Raw genomic sequence first — 18,799 nt, forward strand, 5'->3', positions numbered from 1 at the left:
TGATACTGGAAACGGAAGGCAAATAGAAATGATCCCTGCCAAACGACTGTCCCTCTCGGCGATCCTGTTTCTGGCTGCGGCCATGCCCGCCTACGCCCATGTCGGCATCGGTACGACGTCGTCCTTCACGGCCGGCTTCATGCATCCCTTGTCCGGCCTTGATCATATGACCGTGATGATCGCCGTTGGCCTGTGGGCGGCCCTCAAGGGCGGCAGGGCGATCTGGGCGTGGCCGGCTGCTTTTGTCGGGGTCATGCTGGGCGGCGCTGCCCTTGGCATGGCGCATGTGCCGGTGCCCTTCGTCGAGCCGGGCATACTCGCCTCCGTCGTGGCGCTTGGCCTGCTGGTGGCGCTGGCCATCGATCTGCCCGTCTCGGCCGGTGTCGCCATCATCGGCCTGTTCGCGCTGTTTCACGGTCACGCCCATGGCACCGAAGTGCCGGAAAATGCCGGCGGGCTCGAGTACATGGCCGGCTTTGCCGTCGCCACCGCGCTGCTTCATGCCACCGGCATCGCCGCTGGCCTGAGCCTCGGTCTCAGGTTCCGTGGTCTGGCTCGTGTCGCGGGCGCTGCCTGCGCGGCGATCGGCGTCGGCCTCGCCTTCGGCGTCGTGTGATCTCAGATGATCCCCGGCGAAATCATCCCCGTTCAAGGCGACATCGAGCTCAACAAGGGTTTGCCGACCATCACCCTGAAAGTCGCCAACAGTGGCGACCGGCCTATCCAGGTCGGCAGCCACTACCATTTCTTCGAAACCAATGAGGGGCTGAAATTCGACCGCGAACGAGCGCGCGGCATGCGCCTCGACATCGCCGCCGGCACCGCCATGCGCTTCGAGCCGGGACAAGAACGCGACGTGACGCTGGTGCCGCTTGGCGGCAAACGCGAGGTCTATGGGTTCCAGCAGAAGGTGATGGGCAAGCTGTGAGACCGGTGGCGTCTCATGCCTGGCGCGTAAGGATGGCGACCGGCTTCGGGGCAAACCCGAAAGCGAGCGTTGCTTTCGGCTCAGTTCGACGGCTTGGCGGCCGCATAGATGACGATCTTTCCGGGGTCGTCGAACTCGACGGCGAGAATGTCCTGCGCAGCCACGCGCCGCGAATCGATTGCGTTGAAGAGCAGGGCGTTGGCCTCGATCTCCTTGCGCAATTCCGCGACATCGTCCCGATGCTGCCGGACCTTGTTCTGGATGATTGCCGGCGGACCGCCTTCGCTGCGCGCCGAGTCGGTCAGGAACACGATGTCGACCTTATCGAGCTTGGAGGTCTTGCGCACCGTGCCGATGTTGTCACGCGTGCGGTCGATCGCCGAACTGACTTTTCCGATTTCAGCTGTCGTCTTGGCCTGTTCCTCGTTGATTTGCGAGCCGACGATGCGGTCGACAGTCTCCGGGCTTTCAAGGCCCTGCGCGTTCAACGCGGCCTGAGGCAGGCTCGCTGCCAGGAACGCGGCCGCCGCAACGGCATGCAGCCATCGGGCATCGGAGAGAGTGGTGGAGCTCATCATTCGCTTTCGCAGTTTGTTTCAACAATCAGAACAATCAGGAAGCGAAACGACTCCAGCCCTGCCACGGTTCCCTTCGCGATACGGCCGGCGGGCCGGATACCGGCCCGCCGCGCCGCTTCGTCAGCTGGCCTTCTTGGTGATCAGGGTCAGCGCGCCGTTAGGCTCCATGCTGGCCGCGACCACTTGCGCCGAGGTGATCCCCTTGGCCTTGAGAGCGGACTTCACCTTGGGGGTGGCGTCGATCGAGCTGCGCAGTTTCTGCAGGCCTTCATCGCCGCGCTGGGCGATGACCTGATTGACCTGCGTCTGGGTGTCCTTTGGCAGCTCGGTGATGTCGACAATGTTGACGCTCTGGATTGCCGGCGCGGCCTGCTGACCGCCGGGAGCGGGCGTGGTTGGAGCGGGGGCAGGCGTGGCCGGAGCAGGTTGCTGCTGGGCACTGGCGGCACCGGCCAGCATCAGGCTGGCAGCGGCGGCAAGAACTATCGTTTTGCGCATGGATTTTCCTTCCATCGATTTGGCAAACGGTCGTTTCGGGGTGACCTGTCAACCTCAACCGCCAAATGGGATCAGAAGGTGTCGCCCAGCGGGTCATTGAATGACCATTGGATGGCGGCAATGTGCAGCTCAACCAAATCGCATTTCGGGAGCAATCGCTGATGGCCAGAATCACCCGCGCCGCCTACGCCCAGATGTATGGCCCGACAGTCGGCGACAAGGTCAGGCTGGCCGACACCGAACTCTTCATCGAGGTTGAAAAGGACCTCACCATTCACGGTGAAGAGGTAAAATTCGGCGGCGGCAAGGTGATCCGCGACGGCATGGGCCAAAGCCAGGTGTCGCGCGCCCAGGGCGCGGTCGACACCGTCATCACCAACGCCCTGGTGGTCGACGCCAGCGCCGGTATCTTCAAGGCCGATATCGGCCTCAGGGATGGCCGCATCGCTTCGATCGGCAAGGCCGGCAATCCGGACATGCAAGATGGCGTCACCATCATCATCGGCCCCGGTACCGAAATCATCGCCGGCGAGGGCAAGATCCTCACCGCCGGGGGCTTCGACGCGCATATCCACTTCATCTGCCCGCAGCAGATCGAGGAAGCGCTGATGAGCGGCATCACCACCATGCTCGGCGGCGGCACCGGCCCGGCGCATGGCACGCTGGCCACCACCTGCACGCCGGGACCATGGCACATGGCGCGCATGATCCAGTCCTTCGATGCCTTTCCGATGAATATTGGCCTGTCGGGCAAGGGCAATGCTTCGTTGCCGGCGGCACTGGAGGAAATGGTGCTGGGCGGCGCCTGCTCACTGAAGCTGCACGAGGATTGGGGCACGACGCCGGCGGCGATCGACTGCTGCCTGTCGGTGGCCGACGAGTACGACGTGCAGGTGATGATCCACACCGATACGCTGAACGAATCCGGCTTTGTCGAAAACACCGTCGCGGCGATCAAGGGCCGCACCATCCATGCCTTCCACACCGAGGGTGCGGGCGGTGGCCATGCGCCTGATATCATCAAGGTCTGCGGCCTGCCCAATGTCATCCCGTCGTCGACCAATCCGACGCGGCCCTACACCGTCAACACGCTGGCCGAGCATCTCGACATGCTGATGGTCTGCCACCATCTGTCGCCGTCGATCCCCGAGGACATCGCCTTCGCCGAAAGCCGGATCCGCAAGGAGACGATCGCGGCGGAGGATATCCTGCACGATATCGGCGCCTTCTCGATCATCTCGTCGGACAGCCAGGCGATGGGCCGTGTCGGCGAGGTGGCGATCCGCACCTGGCAGACCGCCGACAAGATGAAGCGCCAGCGCGGCTCGCTGCCGCAGGAAACCGGTAACAACGACAATTTCCGTGTCCGCCGCTACATCGCCAAATACACCATCAACCCGGCCATCGCGCATGGACTGTCGAAAGACATCGGCTCGATTGCCGTCGGCAAACGCGCCGATCTCGTGCTGTGGAACCCGGCCTTCTTCGGCGTCAAGCCGGACATGGTGCTGATCGGCGGCATGATTGCCGCCGCCCCGATGGGTGACCCCAACGCCTCGATCCCGACCCCGCAGCCGATGCACTACCGGCCGATGTTCGGCGCCTATGGCAAGGCCAGGACCAATTCGTCGGTGACGTTCGTTTCGAAGGCAGCACTGGAGTCGGGGCTGCATGGCCGGCTTGGCGTCGACAAGCAGTTCGTCGCTGTCGAAAACACCCGCGGCGGCATCGGCAAGCATTCGATGGTGCTCAACGACGCCACGCCGCATGTCGAGGTCGATCCCGAGACCTACGAGGTCCGTGCCGACGGTGAATTGCTGACCTGCGAGCCGGCTACGGTATTGCCGATGGCGCAGCGGTATTTTCTGTTTTGATGCGAATAGTGATTGGCGGGTAACGATTGGCTTGGGATCGAAAACGGCGCATTATGCGACCATGAACAAGATCCAGATACAGCGGCGGCATAAGTCTACACCCATTGAGACAGACTATGCTCAGTGGTGCGCCGAACAGGGCGCGCTATTGCGCGAAGGTCTTCTTTCCGACCTCGATCGCGAGAATCTTGCCGAGGAGATCGAGAGTTTGGGGCGGAGTGACAAGAGGGAGATTGCGAACAGACTTGGCACGCTGCTTTTGCATCTGCTGAAGTGGCAGTTCCAGGCGGAACGACGCAAGGCAGGTTGGTTGCTCACCATTCGAGAGCAGCGGTATCAGATCAAGAAGCTGATCGATGAAAGTCCAAGCCTCAAGACCTATCCGGGAACGCAGCTTTCTGGCGAATTCGAGTTTGCCCGACTGAAAGCGATTGACGAAACGGGTATGCCCGAAAGGAATTTCCCCGTCGATTGTCCTTATCAAATTGCCGACGTGCTCAATCAGGAATTTTTCCCTGGCGCGCCTTGGTTGCCGGATCAACTCATTCGCGACTAGGGCATGGCCACCGAAATCGCCTCCCCCCACGATATCTTCCCGCATATCCGCATCGTCATGGGCATGGTGATCGGACTTGGCGTCGCCCGCCTGCTGTCAGGGGTGGCGCGGATCGTCCAGCATCCCGGCCAGTACCGGCTCTATCCCGTGCACCTGGCCTGGGTCGCCTCGGTGCTGTTGATGCTGGTGCATTTCTGGTGGTGGGAGTTCGGCCTCTACGCCATCGAGACCTGGACCTTCGGCAAATACCTTTTCATCATCTTCTACGCGATCACGCTGTTCCTGCTCTGCGCGCTGCTGTTTCCGGATTCGATGCTGGACTACACCAGCTATGAGGATTTCTTCTATTCGCGCCGGGGCTGGTTCTTCGGCCTGCTGGCCGCGACCTATCTGCTCGACGTCATCGATACGCTGCTGAAAGGGCCGGAGCATTTCGCCCGCTTCGGCAACGAATATCTGTTCCGCACGCCGGTCTTCGTGGCACTGTGCATTGCCGCAATCCTGGTGCGCGACCGCCGCTTCCATATCGCCTTCGTCGCGGCGGCGCTGATCTACCAGATATCGTTCATCCTGCGGCTCTTCGACACGATCGTATGACCATAGCGGATGGTCTAGAGTCTGGGGAAAGGCAGGATTTTACTATGTACAAGGCCATTGGATCGCGCGGATCCCGGGTCAGCCGCGTTCTCTGGATGCTCGAGGAACTCGGGCAGCCCTATGAATTCGTCGAAGTGAAACTGCGCTCGCCGGAAGCCTATGCGCTCAACCCGTCGGGCAAGGTGCCGATCCTCATCGACGGCGAGCTGACGGTAACGGATTCGGCGGCGATCTGCGTCTATCTGGCCGACAAGCACGCCGACAAGGGGATGGGCGCCAATCCGGGCGTCGCCGGCCGTGCAGAGCTGGATTCCTGGATGCATTTTGCCCAGAGCGAGTTCGAGGCTCCGCTGTGGAACAAATTGCGCCACCGCTTCCTGCTGCCGAAGGAGGTGCGGGTCGATGTCGGCCCCGCCGCGGCCTATGATTTCGCTTCGGAAGCCAAGGCGCTGGACCGCCGGCTTGGCGACAAAAATTTTGCGCTTGGCGACCGATTTTCCGCCGTCGACGTGTTGCTGGGCGACATGGGCAGTTGGGCTCGCGCCGGAAAATTCCCGATCGAGTCCGAGCGCGTCAACGCCTATCTCGACCGCGTGCTTTCGCGGCCCGCCCGCGCACGGGCACAAGCAAATGGCGGAGCCACGAAATGAAACTCAACCTCAACACCGACTTCACCAAATTCCCGCGCGCCGTCTCCGTGCTGCCCGCTGGCAGTGTGGGATCCACAGCGCCCTCCGGCCAAGCGGTTCTCCCTCACGACGAGCGGCATCTGCGCCGCCGCGCCATCGAATTGTCAGACGGCAGCAAGGTACTGGTCGATCTGCCCGAGCCTGTTGCCCTCAACGATGGCGACCGGCTGGTGCTGGAGGATGGCCGTCATGTCGAGATCCTTGCCGCGCCGGAAGAAGTCTATGACATCCGCGCCCGCGACGGCGTGCATCTGACCGAACTTGCCTGGCATATTGGCAACCGCCACCTCGCGGCGGGCATCGAGGCGGATCGCATCGTCATCCTGCGCGACCACGTCATCAAGGCGATGCTGGAAGGGCTTGGCGCCACGGTGCGCGAGGTTTCCGAACCGTTCAAGCCGGTGCGCGGCGCCTATTCCGGCCATGGTGGCGGGCATGGCCACGATCACGGCCACGCCGAGGCGCATGCGCATGGCCACGGTGAAGCGCACTCTCACGCGCACAGCGAATCGCATTCTCATTCCCACAGCCATTCCCACGACGGTCATCACCACGACCATGACTGACCAACCTTCGAACATCGCCCTGCTGCGGCTGATGGCGTGGCTGTCGCCGGCCTTCCCGGTCGGCGGCTTTGCCTACAGCCATGGCCTGGAGCGCGCGGTGCATGACGGGCTGGTTGTCGATGCCGGGAGCCTGGCTGCCTGGCTGGAAACGCTGGTTGAAATGGGTTCGGGCTGGAACGATGCGGTGCTGTTTTCCGAGAGCTGGTGTCGCGCCCGCGAAGGCGGCGATCTCGATGAAGTCGCCTCCCTGGCCGAGGCGCTCGCCGGCTCGCGCGAACGCCACACCGAGACCATGCTGCAAGGTTCAGCCTTCCTCAAGGCCGCCGCCGCCTGGCCCAATCCCGTGCTGGAGCGCTTGCCGGCAGAATGCGCCTATTGCGTCGCTGTCGGCGCTGTTGCCGGCGGCCATGGCATTGCACTTCAGGACGCCCTGGCCGCCTTCCTGCAAGCCTTCTTCTCCAATCTCGTTCAGGCGGCGATCAGGCTCAGTGTCGTCGGACAGAGCGAGGCCACCACGTTGCTGGCCGGCTTCGAGCCGCTGGCGCTATCGACCGCCGCCCGAGCATCCGGATCGACATTGGACGATCTCGGCGGTTGCGCCTTCGTCTCCGACGTCGTGGCGATGAAGCACGAAACCCAGTACTCGCGGCTGTTCCGCTCATGATCCTCCTCGCCTTTGCACTGTCCATTGTTCTGCTGCTGATCACGGCGCTGCATGTCTACTGGGGCATTGGCGGCATCTGGCCGGGTACGGACGGCGCCTCTTGCGCCCGCGCCGTTGTCGGTTTTCGCGGTGTCGACGAAATGCCGACGCCTTTTGCCAGTTTCGCCGTTGCCGCCTGTCTCGGTCTGGCGACGCTCTGGCCGCTGGCGCTCATCGGCTTCTTTGCTTCGCCCTTCCCCAGGGAAGGCCTTGCCGCAACCTCACTGCTCATCGGGCTGGTGTTCCTGGGGCGCGGCATTGCCGGCTTCACGCCGTGGTGGCGGCGGCTGGCGCCCGAGCAACCTTTCGCCCGGCTCGATGTCCGTTATTATTCGCCGCTCTGCCTGTTGATCGGGCTAGGCTTCGCCATCCTTGCCATCATGGAGTTCCCGACATGACACAGAAAAATGGCCCGCTGCGCATCGGCATTGGCGGCCCTGTCGGCTCCGGCAAGACGACGCTCACCGAAAAACTCTGCAAGGCGCTGCGCGATGAGTTTTCCATCGCCGTCGTCACCAACGATATCTACACCAGGGAAGACGCCATGATGCTGGCCCGGCTGCAGGCACTGCCGGAAGACCGCATCGTCGGCGTCGAGACCGGCGGCTGCCCGCATACCGCCATCCGCGAGGACGCTTCGATCAATTTGCAGGCGATCGCCGAACTCAATCGGAAATTCCCCGATCTCGACATCATCTTCATCGAATCCGGCGGCGACAACCTTGCCGCCACGTTCTCGCCGGACCTTGCGGACCTGACGCTCTATGTCATCTCGGTCTGCCAGGGCGAGGAGATCCCGAGGAAGGGCGGACCGGCGATCACCCGTTCCGATTTCCTGATCATCAACAAGAGCGACCTGGCGCCCTATGTGAACGTCAACCTCGACGTCATGGAGAGCGACGCCGGCCGCATGCGCGGCAAGCGGCCGTTCGGCTTCACCGACCTTTCACGTGGCAAGGGGTTGCAGGAAGTGATCGATTTCATCGTCGAGCATGGCGGTCTGAGGGTTGCGACGGTCACCAGTACCGCAGCCTGACAGACAAGAAGCTCTCCCTGCACCAACCAAAACCCGTTGCGGGTGGCCGTCGGTCGCGGCATTCTGGCCAAAACCGGAGGATTTTCGATGAGCATTGCCCGCCTGCAGAAGGAAACGCTGACCAATCTGCCCTACTACGAGGAGCGCGTCGATCTCGCCGCGGCCTTCCGCTGGACGGCGCGGCTCAACATGCATGAGGCGGTGGCCAATCATTTCTCGCTGTCGGTCAACGAGGACGGCACGCAATTCCTGATGAACCCCAACCAGGTGCATTTCTCGCGCATCAAGGCGAGTGACCTGCTGCTGATTGACGCCAACGATCCCGAAACGCTGACCGGCCCCAACGCGCCCGATCCGACCGCCTGGGGCCTGCACGGCGCCATCCACCGCAACGTGCCGCATGCGCGCTGCGCCATGCATGTGCATTCCATCCACGCCACGGTGCTGGCCTCGCTTGCGGATTCAACTCTGCCGCCGATCGACCAGAATTCGGCGATGTTCTTCAAGCGCCATGTCGTCGACGCCCATTATGGCGGGCTGGCCTTCGAGGAAGAGGGCGAGCGCTGCTCGCAGCTTCTGACCGATCCCAAGGTCAAGGTGATGGTGATGGGTAATCACGGTGTGATGGTCATCGGCGACACGGTCGCCGATGCCTTCAACCGCATGTTCTATTTTGAGCGTGCCGCCGAGACCTACATCAAGGCGCTGTGGACCGGCCGCCCGCTGCGCACGCTGTCCGACGCGATCGCCGAGAAGGCGGCCAGCGAGATGGATGATTATCCCGGCCAGGCCGAGCGTCATCTCGCCGAGTTGAAGGCGATCCTCGACGAGCAGGAACCCGTCTACCGGAATTAAAGACCGAGCTCGGCCCGCAATTCCTCGGCGCTGTTGATGACGACGGCGCCGGGCGGTCCTTCCATCGGCTTTTCCGGCCAGAAGATCGTCTTCATGCCCGCCGCCAGACCCGCCATGGCGCCCGGCCAGCTGTCGTCGACCGCGACCGCGTGCGCTGGATCGACGTCAGCCAGATAGGCGGCGCGCAGGAAGGGTTCGGCGTGCGGCTTGCCTTCGCGCACATCGTTGCGGCTGATCGTTTTCATGCCGGGATAGATGAGGCCGACCATGCGCAGATTGGCGTCGACGATCATCCGGTCCGAATTGGAAACCACCGCCTGCTGCACGCCAAGCGCCCGCAATTCGTTGAAGACCTCGATTGCGCCCGGGCGCGGCTTCAGGCCCTCGACCAGCGGCAGATAGTGCTCGTATTTGCGCATGATCCAATCGTCGAAGGCCAAGTCCAGGCCGAACTCGTCGCGCATCATCTCGTAGACCGGCCAGGCGGCGACGCCGAGCACGCGCTCATGCAGGTCGGTCGGCGGCTTTAGACCGACATTGCGCATCGCTGCCACCAGGGCCGCCTCGTGCAGCGGCTCGCTGTCGACCAGCGTGCCGTCCATGTCCCAGAAAACCGCCTTCGGTGTCATGCAGCGCTCCTTTTGCGATCCCCTTAAAGGGTTTGCGCCGGGAGATAAACCGTCGGGATCACAGAAGGTGGCTGCGACTGGAGCCGAAGCCGCCTTGCTTTCTCCAGCCAAAGATTGTCGGCGGGACAATCCCTGTCTCGCAGTTGCGAACAATTGCCCTTGATATTGACAATTGCGCAGACTGCCGTTCCCTGCGAAACTAAGAGCGGACCGCCTTGATAACCGGCGGCCTTGGGGAGGCAGGACGTGAATACCCGGCAGGATGGCGGCAGCAACAGGCTGGACGACGCGGCGCGCGCCGGCTGGCTTTATTATGTTGCCGGCAACACACAGGACCAGATCGCCGCCACGCTCGGCATTTCGCGGCAGACGGCGCAGCGGCTGGTGTCGCTGGCGGTGTCGGAAGGCTTGATCAAGGTTCGTGTCGACCATCCGATCGCCAACTGCCTTGACCTGGCGGCCCGGCTGAGATCGCGCTTCGCGCTCGACCTGGTCGAAGTGGTGCCGAGCGATCCGAATTCATCCTCCACCACCATCGGCATCGCCGAGGCGGCGGCCGCCGAGATCGAGCGGCGGCTGCGCTCGCCGACGCCGATCGTCATGGGCATCGGCACCGGGCGCACGCTGAAGGCGGCGATCGAGCAATTGCCGCCGATGGAATGCCCGCAGCACAAGGTGGTGTCTTTGACCGGCAACATCTCGCCGGATGGTTCGGCCGCCTTCTACAACGTCATCTTCACCATGGCCGACCGGGTCAAGGCACGCTCCTTCCCGATGCCATTGCCGGTCATCGCTTCCTCACCGCAGGAGCGCGAGATGCTGCTCAATCAGCCGATGATCCAGCCGACGCTGGCGCTTGCGGCGGAAGCCGACGTCACCTTCATCGGCATCGGCGACCTCGGCCCGAAGGCGCCGCTCTATGAGGACGGTTTCATTTCCGAAAGCGAGTTGAAGGCCTTGCAGAAAGCGGGCGGCATCGCCGAGATCGTCGGCTGGGTGTTCGATCGCGATGGCCGCATGATCGAGGGCATCACCAATGACCGGGTGTCGTCGGCGTCGCTGCCGTCGCGCGAAAAATCACTGGTGATTGCGCTGGCCATGGGCGAGCGCAAGCTGCCGGGGATCCTGGCGGCCGTGAACCGCCGGCTGGTCAATGGGCTGATCACCGATGAGCGGACGGCGACCGCCCTGCTGGCCAGCATCTGACCGGTAAGCCCTGCCGCGTGCTTTTGCGATAAAGCCAACAAGTCTATCTGTGCCTGCCAAAGGGGTCGTTGCCATCGAGGAAACCGACGTCGCGTTGCAGATGCGGCGACAGGTCCCTGATGTCGAGATGTGCCCTTTTCCTTATCGCGAACCAGCCGAATCCGTCCGTAAGCCACGAAATCCAGCGGTGATCGGGAGCCGGAGTGCATTTTTGCTGCGTCATGGTCATGATCGTCAACCTTCGCTATCCTGAACCCGAATGACGGGTTGACAGGAATGTCGGTCTTGCCGGCCAGCTTTGCCAATCGAACGTCGATAAGGACCCATAAGGAGGCCTTATGCCGGATCTGAGCTCGCCACAGCTTTCGCAACTCCCCCCGCTGCAGGCGATCCGGGTGTTCGAAGCGGTGGCGCGGCATCTTTCCTTCACCAAGGCCGCCGTCGAACTCGGCATGACGCAGGCTGCCGTCAGCTATCAGATCAAGGTGCTGGAAGAGCGTGTCGGTTCACCGCTGTTCCTGCGCCGGCCGCGGCAGATCGAGTTGACCGAAGCCGGGCAACGGCTGGCGCCGGCGGTCAGCGAGGCCTTTGCCATTCTTGGCCAGGCCTATGCCGCGGCGCGCGGCGGCGCCGACGGGCTATTGTGCGTCACCACGGTGCTGACCTTCGCCTCGAACTGGCTGGCGCATCATCTGGGCTCCTTCCAGATGGCCCATCCAGCCCTTGCTGTTCGGCTCGAGACATCGAGCCGACTGACGGATTTCGCCCGCGAGGATACCGATATCGCCATCCGCTCGGGCGGCGGCAAATGGCCGGGGCTGGAAGCGCACAAGCTGCTCGATGCCGATTTCACGCCGATGCTGAGCCCGAAGCTCGCGGCGAGCATTGGCGGCGTCAAGGAGCCGGCCGACCTGTTGCGGCTGCCGATCCTCGATCCGGGCGACGTCTGGTGGTCGCAATGGTTCGAGACCGCGGGCGTCCATGCGCACGATCTTGCCAAGCGGCCCGGCAGCAGCATGGGCGCGCAAGCCTATGAGGCCAATGCGGCTATCGCCGGCCATGGCGTGGCGATCCTGACCCGGGCGCTGTTCAAGGCCGAACTCGCCGAAGGTCGCCTGATCCAGCCCTTCGACCTGGTCGGCGACGATGGCCATGCCTACTGGCTGGTCTATCCCGAAGCGCGCCGCAACGTGCCGAAGATCCGCGCCTTCCGCGACTGGCTGCTGGCCGAGATCGCCTGCTGACAGGCCCGTTTCACCCGATCCAAGCTTCCACGCCTTCCTGCCCCGTCGCCTGATATCCGGCGCGGGCGCGGCCTGCCGTCCCAAATTTCCATGCCTGCGTCGTGCGCCGGCAAGGCCGAGTGCTGCGCTGCAGCATCGAATCCGGCTTGACATAATTCACGGCAAGTGAGTAATTGCTCAGAGCCAAGGCAAATGCTCATCTTGGTTCATGGGAGGAATTTGATGAAACTGCGCACGCTCACCCTGGGCTTGTTGTCGGCCAGCGCTCTCGCTTTTGCCGCACATGCCGAATCCATCACCATCGCCACCGTCAACAATGGCGATATGGTCCGCATGCAGAAGCTGACCGAAGACTTCACCAAGGCTAACCCCGACATCACGCTGAACTGGGTGACGCTCGAAGAAAACGTGCTGCGCGAGCGCGTCACCACCGACATCGCCACCAAGGGTGGCCAGTACGACGTGATGACCATCGGCACCTACGAGGTTCCGATCTGGGCCAAGCAGAGCTGGCTGTTGCCGCTCGACAAGCTCGGCGACGACTACGACGCCAAGGACATCATCCCGGCCATCGCCGGCGGCCTTTCGGTCGACGGCAAGCTCTATGCCGCGCCCTTCTACGGCGAAAGCTCCTTCGTCATGTACCGCAAGGATTTGATGGACAAGGCCGGGCTGAAGATGCCCGACGCACCGACCTGGGACTTCATCCGCCAGGCCGCCGACAAGATGACCGATCGCGCCAATGGCGTGAACGGTGTGTGCCTGCGCGGCAAGGCCGGCTGGGGCGAGAACATGGCCTTCCTGACCGCCATGTCGAACTCCTTCGGCGCCCGCTGGTTCGACGAGAACTGGAAGCCGCAGTTCGACCAGCCCGAGTGGAAGAAGACACTGCAGTTCTATGTCGACCTGATGAAGGCCGACGGCCCCGAGGGCGCATCCTCCAACGGCTTCAACGAAAACCTGGCGCTGTTCCAGCAGGGCAAGTGCGGCATGTGGATCGACGCCACCGTCGCCGCGTCCTTCGTTTCGGACCCGAAGAACTCGACCGTCGCCGACAAGGTTGGCTACGCCCTGGCGCCCGACAATGGGCTCGGCAAGCGCGGCAACTGGCTGTGGGCATGGTCGCTGGCCATTCCGGCCGGCACGCAGAAAGCTGACGCCGCCGAGAAGTTCGTCTCGTGGGCGACCAGCAAGCACTATGCCGAGCTCGTCGCTTCGAAGGAAGGCTGGGCCAATGTTCCTCCGGGCACGCGCTCCTCGCTCTATGCCAATGCCGAGTACCAGAAGGCGGCTCCGTTCGCCAAGATGACGCTGGACTCCATCAACGCTGCCGACCCGACGCATCCGACCGTGAAGCCGGTGCCCTATGTCGGCGTCCAGTTCGTCGCCATCCCTGAGTTCCAGGGCCTTGGCACCACCGTCGGTCAGCTCTTCTCGGCGGCTCTTGCCGGCCAGTCGAGCGTCGACGATGCCTTGAAGCAGGCACAGGACGCGGCCACCGCGACCATGACCGAAGGCGGTTACATCAAGTAAGGCTCCTCCCGGTGCCGAATGCCGGTCGCCTCCTTGACCGGCAACGGCCGCCCGAATCCCAGTTCGGGCGGCCGCCTTTCCAACGCCTCTGAAAATTCCGTCTGACCATTGAAGGGTGACCGTCATGGCTACTCAGCAGACCCGTTCGCTTGCCCGTTTCATGATGGCGCCATCTGTCGTCCTGCTGCTGGTCTGGATGGTTGTTCCACTGGCACTCACGCTGTGGTTCTCCTTCCAGCAGTACAATCCGCTCAACCCGGTTCGTGATGGCTTTGTCGGCCTGTCGAACTACGCGCTGTTCTATTCCAACCCGGCCTTCCTGCAGTCGATCCTCAACACGCTTACCCTCGTGATCAGCGTGCTGCTGATCACGGTGATCGGCGGTATCCTGCTGGCGCTTTTGATCGATCAGCCGATGTGGGGACAGGGGATCGTGCGCATCCTCGTCATCTCGCCGTTCTTCGTCATGCCGCCGGTGGCCGCACTGGTCTGGAAGAACATGATCATGCATCCGCAATATGGCGTTTTCGCCGATATAGCGCGCTTCTTCGGGGCGCAACCGATCGACTGGTTCGGGCAGCATCCGATGCTGGCGATCATCATCATCGTCGCCTGGCAATGGCTGCCCTTTGCAACGCTGATCCTGTTGACCGCCCTGCAGTCGCTCGACGGTGAGCAGAAGGAAGCCGCCGAGATGGACGGCGCCGGCTTTGTCAGCCGATTCATCCATCTGACGCTGCCGCACATGTCGCGCGCCATCACCGTCGTCATCCTGATCCAGACGATCTTCCTGCTCTCCGTCTACGCCGAGATCCTCGTCACCACCAATGGCGGTCCGGGATACGCCTCCACCAACCTGCCCTTCCTCGTCTACCAGAAGGCCTTGCTCGAGTTCAAAATCGGCCAGGCATCCGCCGGCGGCATCATCGCTGTCATTCTCGCCAACATCGTTGCCTTCTTCGCCATGCGCGCCGTCGGCAAGAACCTGGACAAGTAAGGGAGGACACGATGGCACGCTCAGTCACCACCCAGCACAAGACAATCGCGACCGTTGCGGCCTGGATCGTCGCTTTGCTGATCTTCTTCCCGATCCTCTATACGATCATCACCTCGTTGAAGTCAGAGCAGGAAGCCATCCAGGGCTTCAGCATGATCCCGTCGGGGACATTCGAGAGCTATACCGAGGTTCAGGCGCAGAGCGGCTACTTCAAGTTCTTCCTGAACTCGGTGCTGCTCTCGGTCGGCTCGACCATCCTGGCCTTGCTGGTCGCCATTCCGGCGGCATGGTCGATGGCGTTCTCGCCGACCAAGCGGACCAAGGACATATTGATGTGGATGCTGTCCACCAAGATGATGCCTGCGGTCGCCGTGCTGTTCCCGATCTACCTGATCTTCCGCAATCTCGGCCTGCTCGACAGCCGCATCGGCCTGATGATCATGCTGATGCTGATCAACCTGCCGATCGTGGTGTGGATGCTCTACACCTACTTCCGCGAAATCCCCGGCGAAATCCTGGAAGCGGCGCGCATGGACGGAGCTTCGCTGTGGAACGAGATCGTCTATGTGCTGACACCGATGGCGGTGCCGGGCATCGCCTCGACCATGCTGCTCAACATCATCCTGGCCTGGAACGAAGCGTTCTGGACGATCCGGCTGACGACCACCGAAGCTGCACCGCTCACCGCCTTCATCAGTTCGTTCTCCAGCCCGCAAGGCCTGTTCTGGGCCAAGCTTTCGGCGGCCTCGACGCTGGCCATCGCACCGATCCTGATCATGGGCTGGTTCAGCCAGAAGCAGCTGGTGCGCGGCCTGACATTCGGTGCCGTGAAGTAACGGAATTTGCCTGAAGCAATCGGCAGGACATAACCCCTCGGGGAGGAAACCATGGGAAACATCACGCTCAAGAACGTCTCCAAGTCCTTCGGATCGACGTCCATCATCCCCGGCCTCGACCTGGTGATCGAGAATGGCGAGTTCGTCGTCTTCGTCGGCCCGTCGGGTTGCGGCAAGTCAACGCTGCTGCGGCTGATCGCCGGTCTCGAAGACACCAGCGGCGGCACCATCAACATCGACGGCCGTGACGTCACCGGCGAAGCACCGGCCAAGCGCAAGCTGGCCATGGTGTTCCAGTCCTACGCGCTCTACCCGCATATGACGGTGGCCAAGAACATCGGCTTCCCGCTGAAGATGGCCGGCGAAGACAAGGCCACCATCGAGAAGAAGGTGGGAGACGCGGCGCGCGTGCTCAACCTTACCAACTATCTGGAACGCCGGCCCGGCCAGCTTTCCGGCGGCCAGCGCCAGCGCGTCGCCATCGGTCGTGCCATCGTGCGTCAGCCGACCGCATTCCTGTTCGACGAACCGCTGTCCAACCTCGATGCCGCACTGCGCGGCACGATGCGCCTGGAGATCAGCGAGCTGCACCATCAGCTCAAGACGACGATGATCTACGTCACCCACGACCAGGTCGAAGCCATGACCATGGCCGACAAGATCGTCGTGCTGAATGCCGGCAATATCGAGCAGGTCGGTTCGCCGATGGAACTCTACAAGACGCCGAAGAACCTGTTCGTCGCCGGCTTCATCGGCTCGCCGAAGATGAACCTGATCGAAGGCGCGCCGGCCGCCAAACACGGCACCAAGACCATCGGCATCCGTCCGGAACACATGGAAATCTCGACCACGGCAGGCGAATGGAAGGCCACCGTCGGCGTCGCCGAACATCTGGGCTCCGACACGTTCCTGCACGTTCAAGCTGACGGCGTCGGGCCGCTGACGGTGCGCGCCGATGGCGAGCTCGCCGTCCATCACGGCGACACCATCTACCTGACGCCCGACAAGGCCAAGCTGCACCGGTTCGGTGCCGACGGAAAGGCGATGTGAGCATGCGCCTGGCCGGCAAATCGGCGCTGATCACGGGTTCGGCCCGTGGCATTGGCAAAGCGTTCGCCGAGGCCTATGCGCGCGAAGGTGCTGTCGTGGCAATTGCCGACATCAACCCGGAAGCCGCCGAGAAGACAGCCGGCGAGATCGGCGGCAAAGCCTATGCGGTGAAACTCGATGTCACCGACCAGGCATCGATCGATGCCGCGGTGAAGACGGTGGAAAGCAAGGCCGGCGGGCTCGATATCTTGATCAACAACGCCGCTTTGTTCGACCTGGCGCCGATCATCGAGATATCGCGGGCGAGCTACGAGAAACTGTTCTCCGTCAATGTCGCCGGCACGCTGTTCATGCTGCAGGCGGCCGCCCGCTCGATGATCGCGCGGGGCAAGGGCGGCAAGATCATCAACATGGCAAGCCAGGCCGGGCGGCGCGGCGAGGCGCTGGTCGGTGTCTATTGCGCCACCAAGGCAGCCGTCATCTCGCTGACCCAGTCAGCGGGGCTCGACTTGATCAAGCACCGCATCAACGTCAACGGCATCGCGCCCGGGGTCGTGGACAGCGACATGTGGGACCAGGTCGACGCCCTGTTCGCCAAATACGAGAACCGGCCGAAGGGCGAGAAGAAGAGGCTCGTCGGCGAAGGGGTGCCTTACGGCCGCATGGGCAAGCCCGAGGACCTCGCCGGCATGGCCGTGTTCCTGGCCAGCGATGAAGCCGAATACATCGTCGCCCAGACCTACAATGTCGATGGCGGCCAGTGGATGAGTTGAGGGGGGCCGGCCTCTGCTTCTCGTTCCTCCGCGAGAAGCAGAGGCCAACATCAGAGGCCGCATCGGCCTCGCAAGGCATGTGCCGCCCTTGCCCTCTCCCGATGGGACGGGGAGAGGCGGAGTAACGAGGCCGAAGCCCGGCCAAAGGGTAAAACAGATGACCGTGAAACTCTCTTCCGCCACTCTCGCCAACCTCCCCGCCAAGGTCGCCGGTCCGAAATATGACCGTGCCAAGCTGAGGGCCGGCATCGTGCATTTCGGCGTCGGCAATTTCCATCGCTCGCACCAGGCCGTCTATCTCGACGATCTGTTCAATGCAGGCATCGGCCATGACTGGGCGCTGGTCGGCGCCGGTGTGTTCGACGGCGAGAAGATCGGCCGCGGCAAGCTGGAAGAGCAGGACTGGTTGACCACGGTGGTCGAGCAGGATGACGGCCATATGAGCGCCCGTGTCACCGGCGCCATGATCGACTTCCTGATGCCGGGGGATGCGGCCGGCATCATCGAAAGGCTTGCCGACCCGGCGATCAAGATCGTCTCATTGACCATCACCGAAGGCGGCTATTTCATCGACCCGGCGTCGGGCGTCTTCAACCCCGCCCATCCCGACATCGTCGCCGACGCGCAGCCGGGCGCCACGCCGAAAACGGTGTTCGGCCTCATTCTAGCCGGGCTGGTGCGCCGGCGCGACGAGGGCACCGTGCCGTTCACCGTGATGTCCTGCGACAACATCCCTCACAACGGCCATGTCACGTCGGACGGCGTCATTGGTCTGGCACGGCTGATCGACGAGGATCTGGCCAACTGGGTCAGCGAGCACGTCGCCTTCCCGAACGGCATGGTGGATCGCATCACCCCTGCCACCACGGATCGCGAACGCGGCATCCTGGCCAAGGATTTTGGCGTCGAGGACAACTGGCCGGTGTTCTGCGAGCCGTTCCGGCAGTGGGTGCTGGAAGACCATTTCACCGACGGCCGTCCGCCGCTGGAAAAGGTCGGCGTGCAGTTCGTCAAGGACGTCGCGCCGTACGAATTGATGAAGATCCGCATCCTCAATGGCGGCCACGCCACCATCGCCTACCCGGCTGGGCTGATGGACATCCATTTCGTCCATGAGGCGATGCAGGAGCCGCTGGTGCGTAGCTTTCTCGACAAGCTCGAGCATGACGAGATCATTCCGACGGTGCCGCCGGTGCCGGACACGGTGCTGGAGGAGTATTACCAGCTCATCGAGAAGCGCTTCTCCAATCCCAAGATCGGCGACACCATCCGCCGGCTCTGCCTCGACGGCTCCAACCGCCAGCCGAAATTCATCATCCCGACCATCGCCGACCGTCTGAAGGCGGGAAAGAGTGTCTCCGGGCTGGCGCTGGAATCGGCGCTGTGGTGTCGCTATTGCTTCGGTACATCAGACAGCGGTGCCGTCATCGAACCCAACGACCCGAGCTGGGACCGTTTGCAGGCGACAGCGAAGGCGGCAAAGGATGTGCCCGCCGCGTGGCTGGCGATGGAGGACATCTATGGCGATGTCGGCCGCGCCACAGCCTTCGTCGAGGCCTTCGGCCATGCGCTCAACGTGTTGTGGGCCAATGGCGCCCGCGCCACGCTGACGCGCTACATCGCCGGCAAGCTCTGAGAGCTATCAGGCATC

General features: G+C 62.9%; 23 protein-coding genes. 19 read left to right on the top strand and 4 right to left on the bottom strand.

Annotation, left to right across the window (positions count from 1 at the left end; all coding sequences use genetic code 11):
* Positions 1–28: 28 nt before the first annotated feature.
* The gene (locus tag AC1DX4_RS02265) at positions 29–616 is read left to right on the top strand and encodes a HupE/UreJ family protein (protein WP_477218764.1); all 588 of its coding nucleotides are present in this window, start codon (positions 29–31) and stop codon (positions 614–616) included.
* A 6-nt stretch (positions 617–622) separates the two neighbouring features.
* Complete coding sequence (locus tag AC1DX4_RS02270) at positions 623–928, top strand: urease subunit beta (RefSeq protein WP_258588070.1); 306 nt, start codon at positions 623–625, stop codon at positions 926–928.
* Positions 929–1,008: 80 nt separating this feature from the next.
* On the opposite strand, the gene AC1DX4_RS02275 is transcribed toward AC1DX4_RS02270, so the two are convergent.
* Together AC1DX4_RS02275 and AC1DX4_RS02280 are read right to left on the bottom strand one after the other, a co-directional pair.
* Positions 1,009–1,503 carry a hypothetical protein gene (locus tag AC1DX4_RS02275; protein WP_477218765.1) on the bottom strand — a complete coding sequence of 165 codons (495 nt, stop codon included), beginning with the start codon at positions 1,501–1,503 and terminating at the stop codon, positions 1,009–1,011.
* 123 nt (positions 1,504–1,626) lie between these two features.
* Positions 1,627–2,004, bottom strand: coding sequence for a hypothetical protein (locus tag AC1DX4_RS02280; protein ID WP_477218766.1), 378 nt, complete (start codon positions 2,002–2,004; stop codon positions 1,627–1,629).
* Between the two features lie 161 nt (positions 2,005–2,165).
* On the opposite strand from AC1DX4_RS02280, the gene ureC reads away from it, so the two are divergent.
* The 9 genes from ureC to AC1DX4_RS02325 all read left to right on the top strand — a co-directional run bounded on the left by ureC (position 2,166) and on the right by AC1DX4_RS02325 (position 8,880).
* Positions 2,166–3,878 carry an urease subunit alpha gene (ureC, locus tag AC1DX4_RS02285; RefSeq protein ID WP_477218767.1) on the top strand — a complete coding sequence of 571 codons (1,713 nt, stop codon included), beginning with the start codon at positions 2,166–2,168 and terminating at the stop codon, positions 3,876–3,878.
* A gap of 61 nt (positions 3,879–3,939) precedes the next feature.
* A complete protein-coding gene (locus tag AC1DX4_RS02290; RefSeq protein WP_477218768.1) occupies positions 3,940–4,434 on the top strand; it encodes a DUF29 domain-containing protein in 495 nt (164 codons plus the stop codon).
* Positions 4,435–4,437: 3 nt separating this feature from the next.
* Positions 4,438–5,031 (top strand): hypothetical protein, encoded by a 594-nt coding sequence (locus tag AC1DX4_RS02295; RefSeq protein WP_019862533.1) that lies wholly within the window; start codon positions 4,438–4,440, stop codon positions 5,029–5,031.
* A gap of 44 nt (positions 5,032–5,075) precedes the next feature.
* Complete coding sequence (locus AC1DX4_RS02300; protein WP_477218769.1) at positions 5,076–5,681, top strand: glutathione S-transferase family protein; 606 nt, start codon at positions 5,076–5,078, stop codon at positions 5,679–5,681.
* On the top strand, positions 5,678–6,286 hold the full coding sequence (ureE, locus tag AC1DX4_RS02305; RefSeq protein WP_477218770.1) for an urease accessory protein UreE: 609 nt from the start codon (positions 5,678–5,680) through the stop codon (positions 6,284–6,286). Before AC1DX4_RS02300 ends, ureE begins: the two co-directional genes overlap by 4 nt.
* Positions 6,279–6,950, top strand: coding sequence for an urease accessory protein UreF (locus tag AC1DX4_RS02310; RefSeq protein WP_477218771.1), 672 nt, complete (start codon positions 6,279–6,281; stop codon positions 6,948–6,950). The genes ureE and AC1DX4_RS02310 overlap by 8 nt, the downstream gene beginning before the upstream one ends.
* Positions 6,947–7,387, top strand: a complete 441-nt coding sequence (locus AC1DX4_RS02315) for a DUF3995 domain-containing protein (protein ID WP_477218772.1) — start codon at positions 6,947–6,949, stop codon at positions 7,385–7,387. Before AC1DX4_RS02310 ends, AC1DX4_RS02315 begins: the two co-directional genes overlap by 4 nt.
* The gene (gene ureG, locus AC1DX4_RS02320) at positions 7,384–8,025 is read left to right on the top strand and encodes an urease accessory protein UreG (protein WP_477218773.1); all 642 of its coding nucleotides are present in this window, start codon (positions 7,384–7,386) and stop codon (positions 8,023–8,025) included. Before AC1DX4_RS02315 ends, ureG begins: the two co-directional genes overlap by 4 nt.
* 87 nt (positions 8,026–8,112) lie before the next feature.
* On the top strand, positions 8,113–8,880 hold the full coding sequence (locus AC1DX4_RS02325; RefSeq protein WP_477218774.1) for a class II aldolase and adducin N-terminal domain-containing protein: 768 nt from the start codon (positions 8,113–8,115) through the stop codon (positions 8,878–8,880).
* On the opposite strand, the gene AC1DX4_RS02330 is transcribed toward AC1DX4_RS02325, so the two are convergent.
* Positions 8,877–9,509, bottom strand: coding sequence for an HAD family hydrolase (locus AC1DX4_RS02330; RefSeq protein WP_477218775.1), 633 nt, complete (start codon positions 9,507–9,509; stop codon positions 8,877–8,879). The genes AC1DX4_RS02325 and AC1DX4_RS02330 overlap by 4 nt on opposite strands.
* Positions 9,510–9,755: 246 nt before the next feature.
* On the opposite strand from AC1DX4_RS02330, the gene AC1DX4_RS02335 reads away from it, so the two are divergent.
* On the top strand, positions 9,756–10,715 hold the full coding sequence (locus AC1DX4_RS02335) for a sugar-binding transcriptional regulator (RefSeq protein ID WP_096452553.1): 960 nt from the start codon (positions 9,756–9,758) through the stop codon (positions 10,713–10,715).
* A 43-nt stretch (positions 10,716–10,758) separates the two neighbouring features.
* Here AC1DX4_RS02335 and AC1DX4_RS02340 read toward each other — a convergent pair whose 3' ends face one another.
* Positions 10,759–10,944 (bottom strand): hypothetical protein, encoded by a 186-nt coding sequence (locus AC1DX4_RS02340; protein ID WP_477218776.1) that lies wholly within the window; start codon positions 10,942–10,944, stop codon positions 10,759–10,761.
* Positions 10,945–11,053: 109 nt separating this feature from the next.
* On the opposite strand from AC1DX4_RS02340, the gene gcvA reads away from it, so the two are divergent.
* From gcvA to AC1DX4_RS02375, 7 genes are all read left to right on the top strand, one after another.
* Positions 11,054–11,959 carry a transcriptional regulator GcvA gene (gene gcvA / locus AC1DX4_RS02345; protein WP_477218777.1) on the top strand — a complete coding sequence of 302 codons (906 nt, stop codon included), beginning with the start codon at positions 11,054–11,056 and terminating at the stop codon, positions 11,957–11,959.
* Between the two features lie 222 nt (positions 11,960–12,181).
* Positions 12,182–13,492, top strand: coding sequence for an ABC transporter substrate-binding protein (locus tag AC1DX4_RS02350; protein WP_477218778.1), 1,311 nt, complete (start codon positions 12,182–12,184; stop codon positions 13,490–13,492).
* A 124-nt stretch (positions 13,493–13,616) separates the two neighbouring features.
* Positions 13,617–14,489, top strand: coding sequence for a carbohydrate ABC transporter permease (locus AC1DX4_RS02355; RefSeq protein ID WP_477218779.1), 873 nt, complete (start codon positions 13,617–13,619; stop codon positions 14,487–14,489).
* Between the two features lie 11 nt (positions 14,490–14,500).
* Positions 14,501–15,325, top strand: a complete 825-nt coding sequence (locus tag AC1DX4_RS02360) for a carbohydrate ABC transporter permease (RefSeq protein WP_477218780.1) — start codon at positions 14,501–14,503, stop codon at positions 15,323–15,325.
* A gap of 51 nt (positions 15,326–15,376) precedes the next feature.
* Positions 15,377–16,375 (top strand): ABC transporter ATP-binding protein, encoded by a 999-nt coding sequence (locus AC1DX4_RS02365; RefSeq protein ID WP_477218781.1) that lies wholly within the window; start codon positions 15,377–15,379, stop codon positions 16,373–16,375.
* A gap of 2 nt (positions 16,376–16,377) precedes the next feature.
* The gene (locus AC1DX4_RS02370; RefSeq protein WP_477219105.1) at positions 16,378–17,148 is read left to right on the top strand and encodes an L-iditol 2-dehydrogenase; all 771 of its coding nucleotides are present in this window, start codon (positions 16,378–16,380) and stop codon (positions 17,146–17,148) included.
* Between the two features lie 157 nt (positions 17,149–17,305).
* The gene (locus AC1DX4_RS02375) at positions 17,306–18,784 is read left to right on the top strand and encodes a mannitol dehydrogenase family protein (RefSeq protein ID WP_477218782.1); all 1,479 of its coding nucleotides are present in this window, start codon (positions 17,306–17,308) and stop codon (positions 18,782–18,784) included.
* Positions 18,785–18,799 lie beyond the last annotated feature (15 nt).

Source organism: Mesorhizobium sp. P3_A8, from assembly GCF_056402995.1.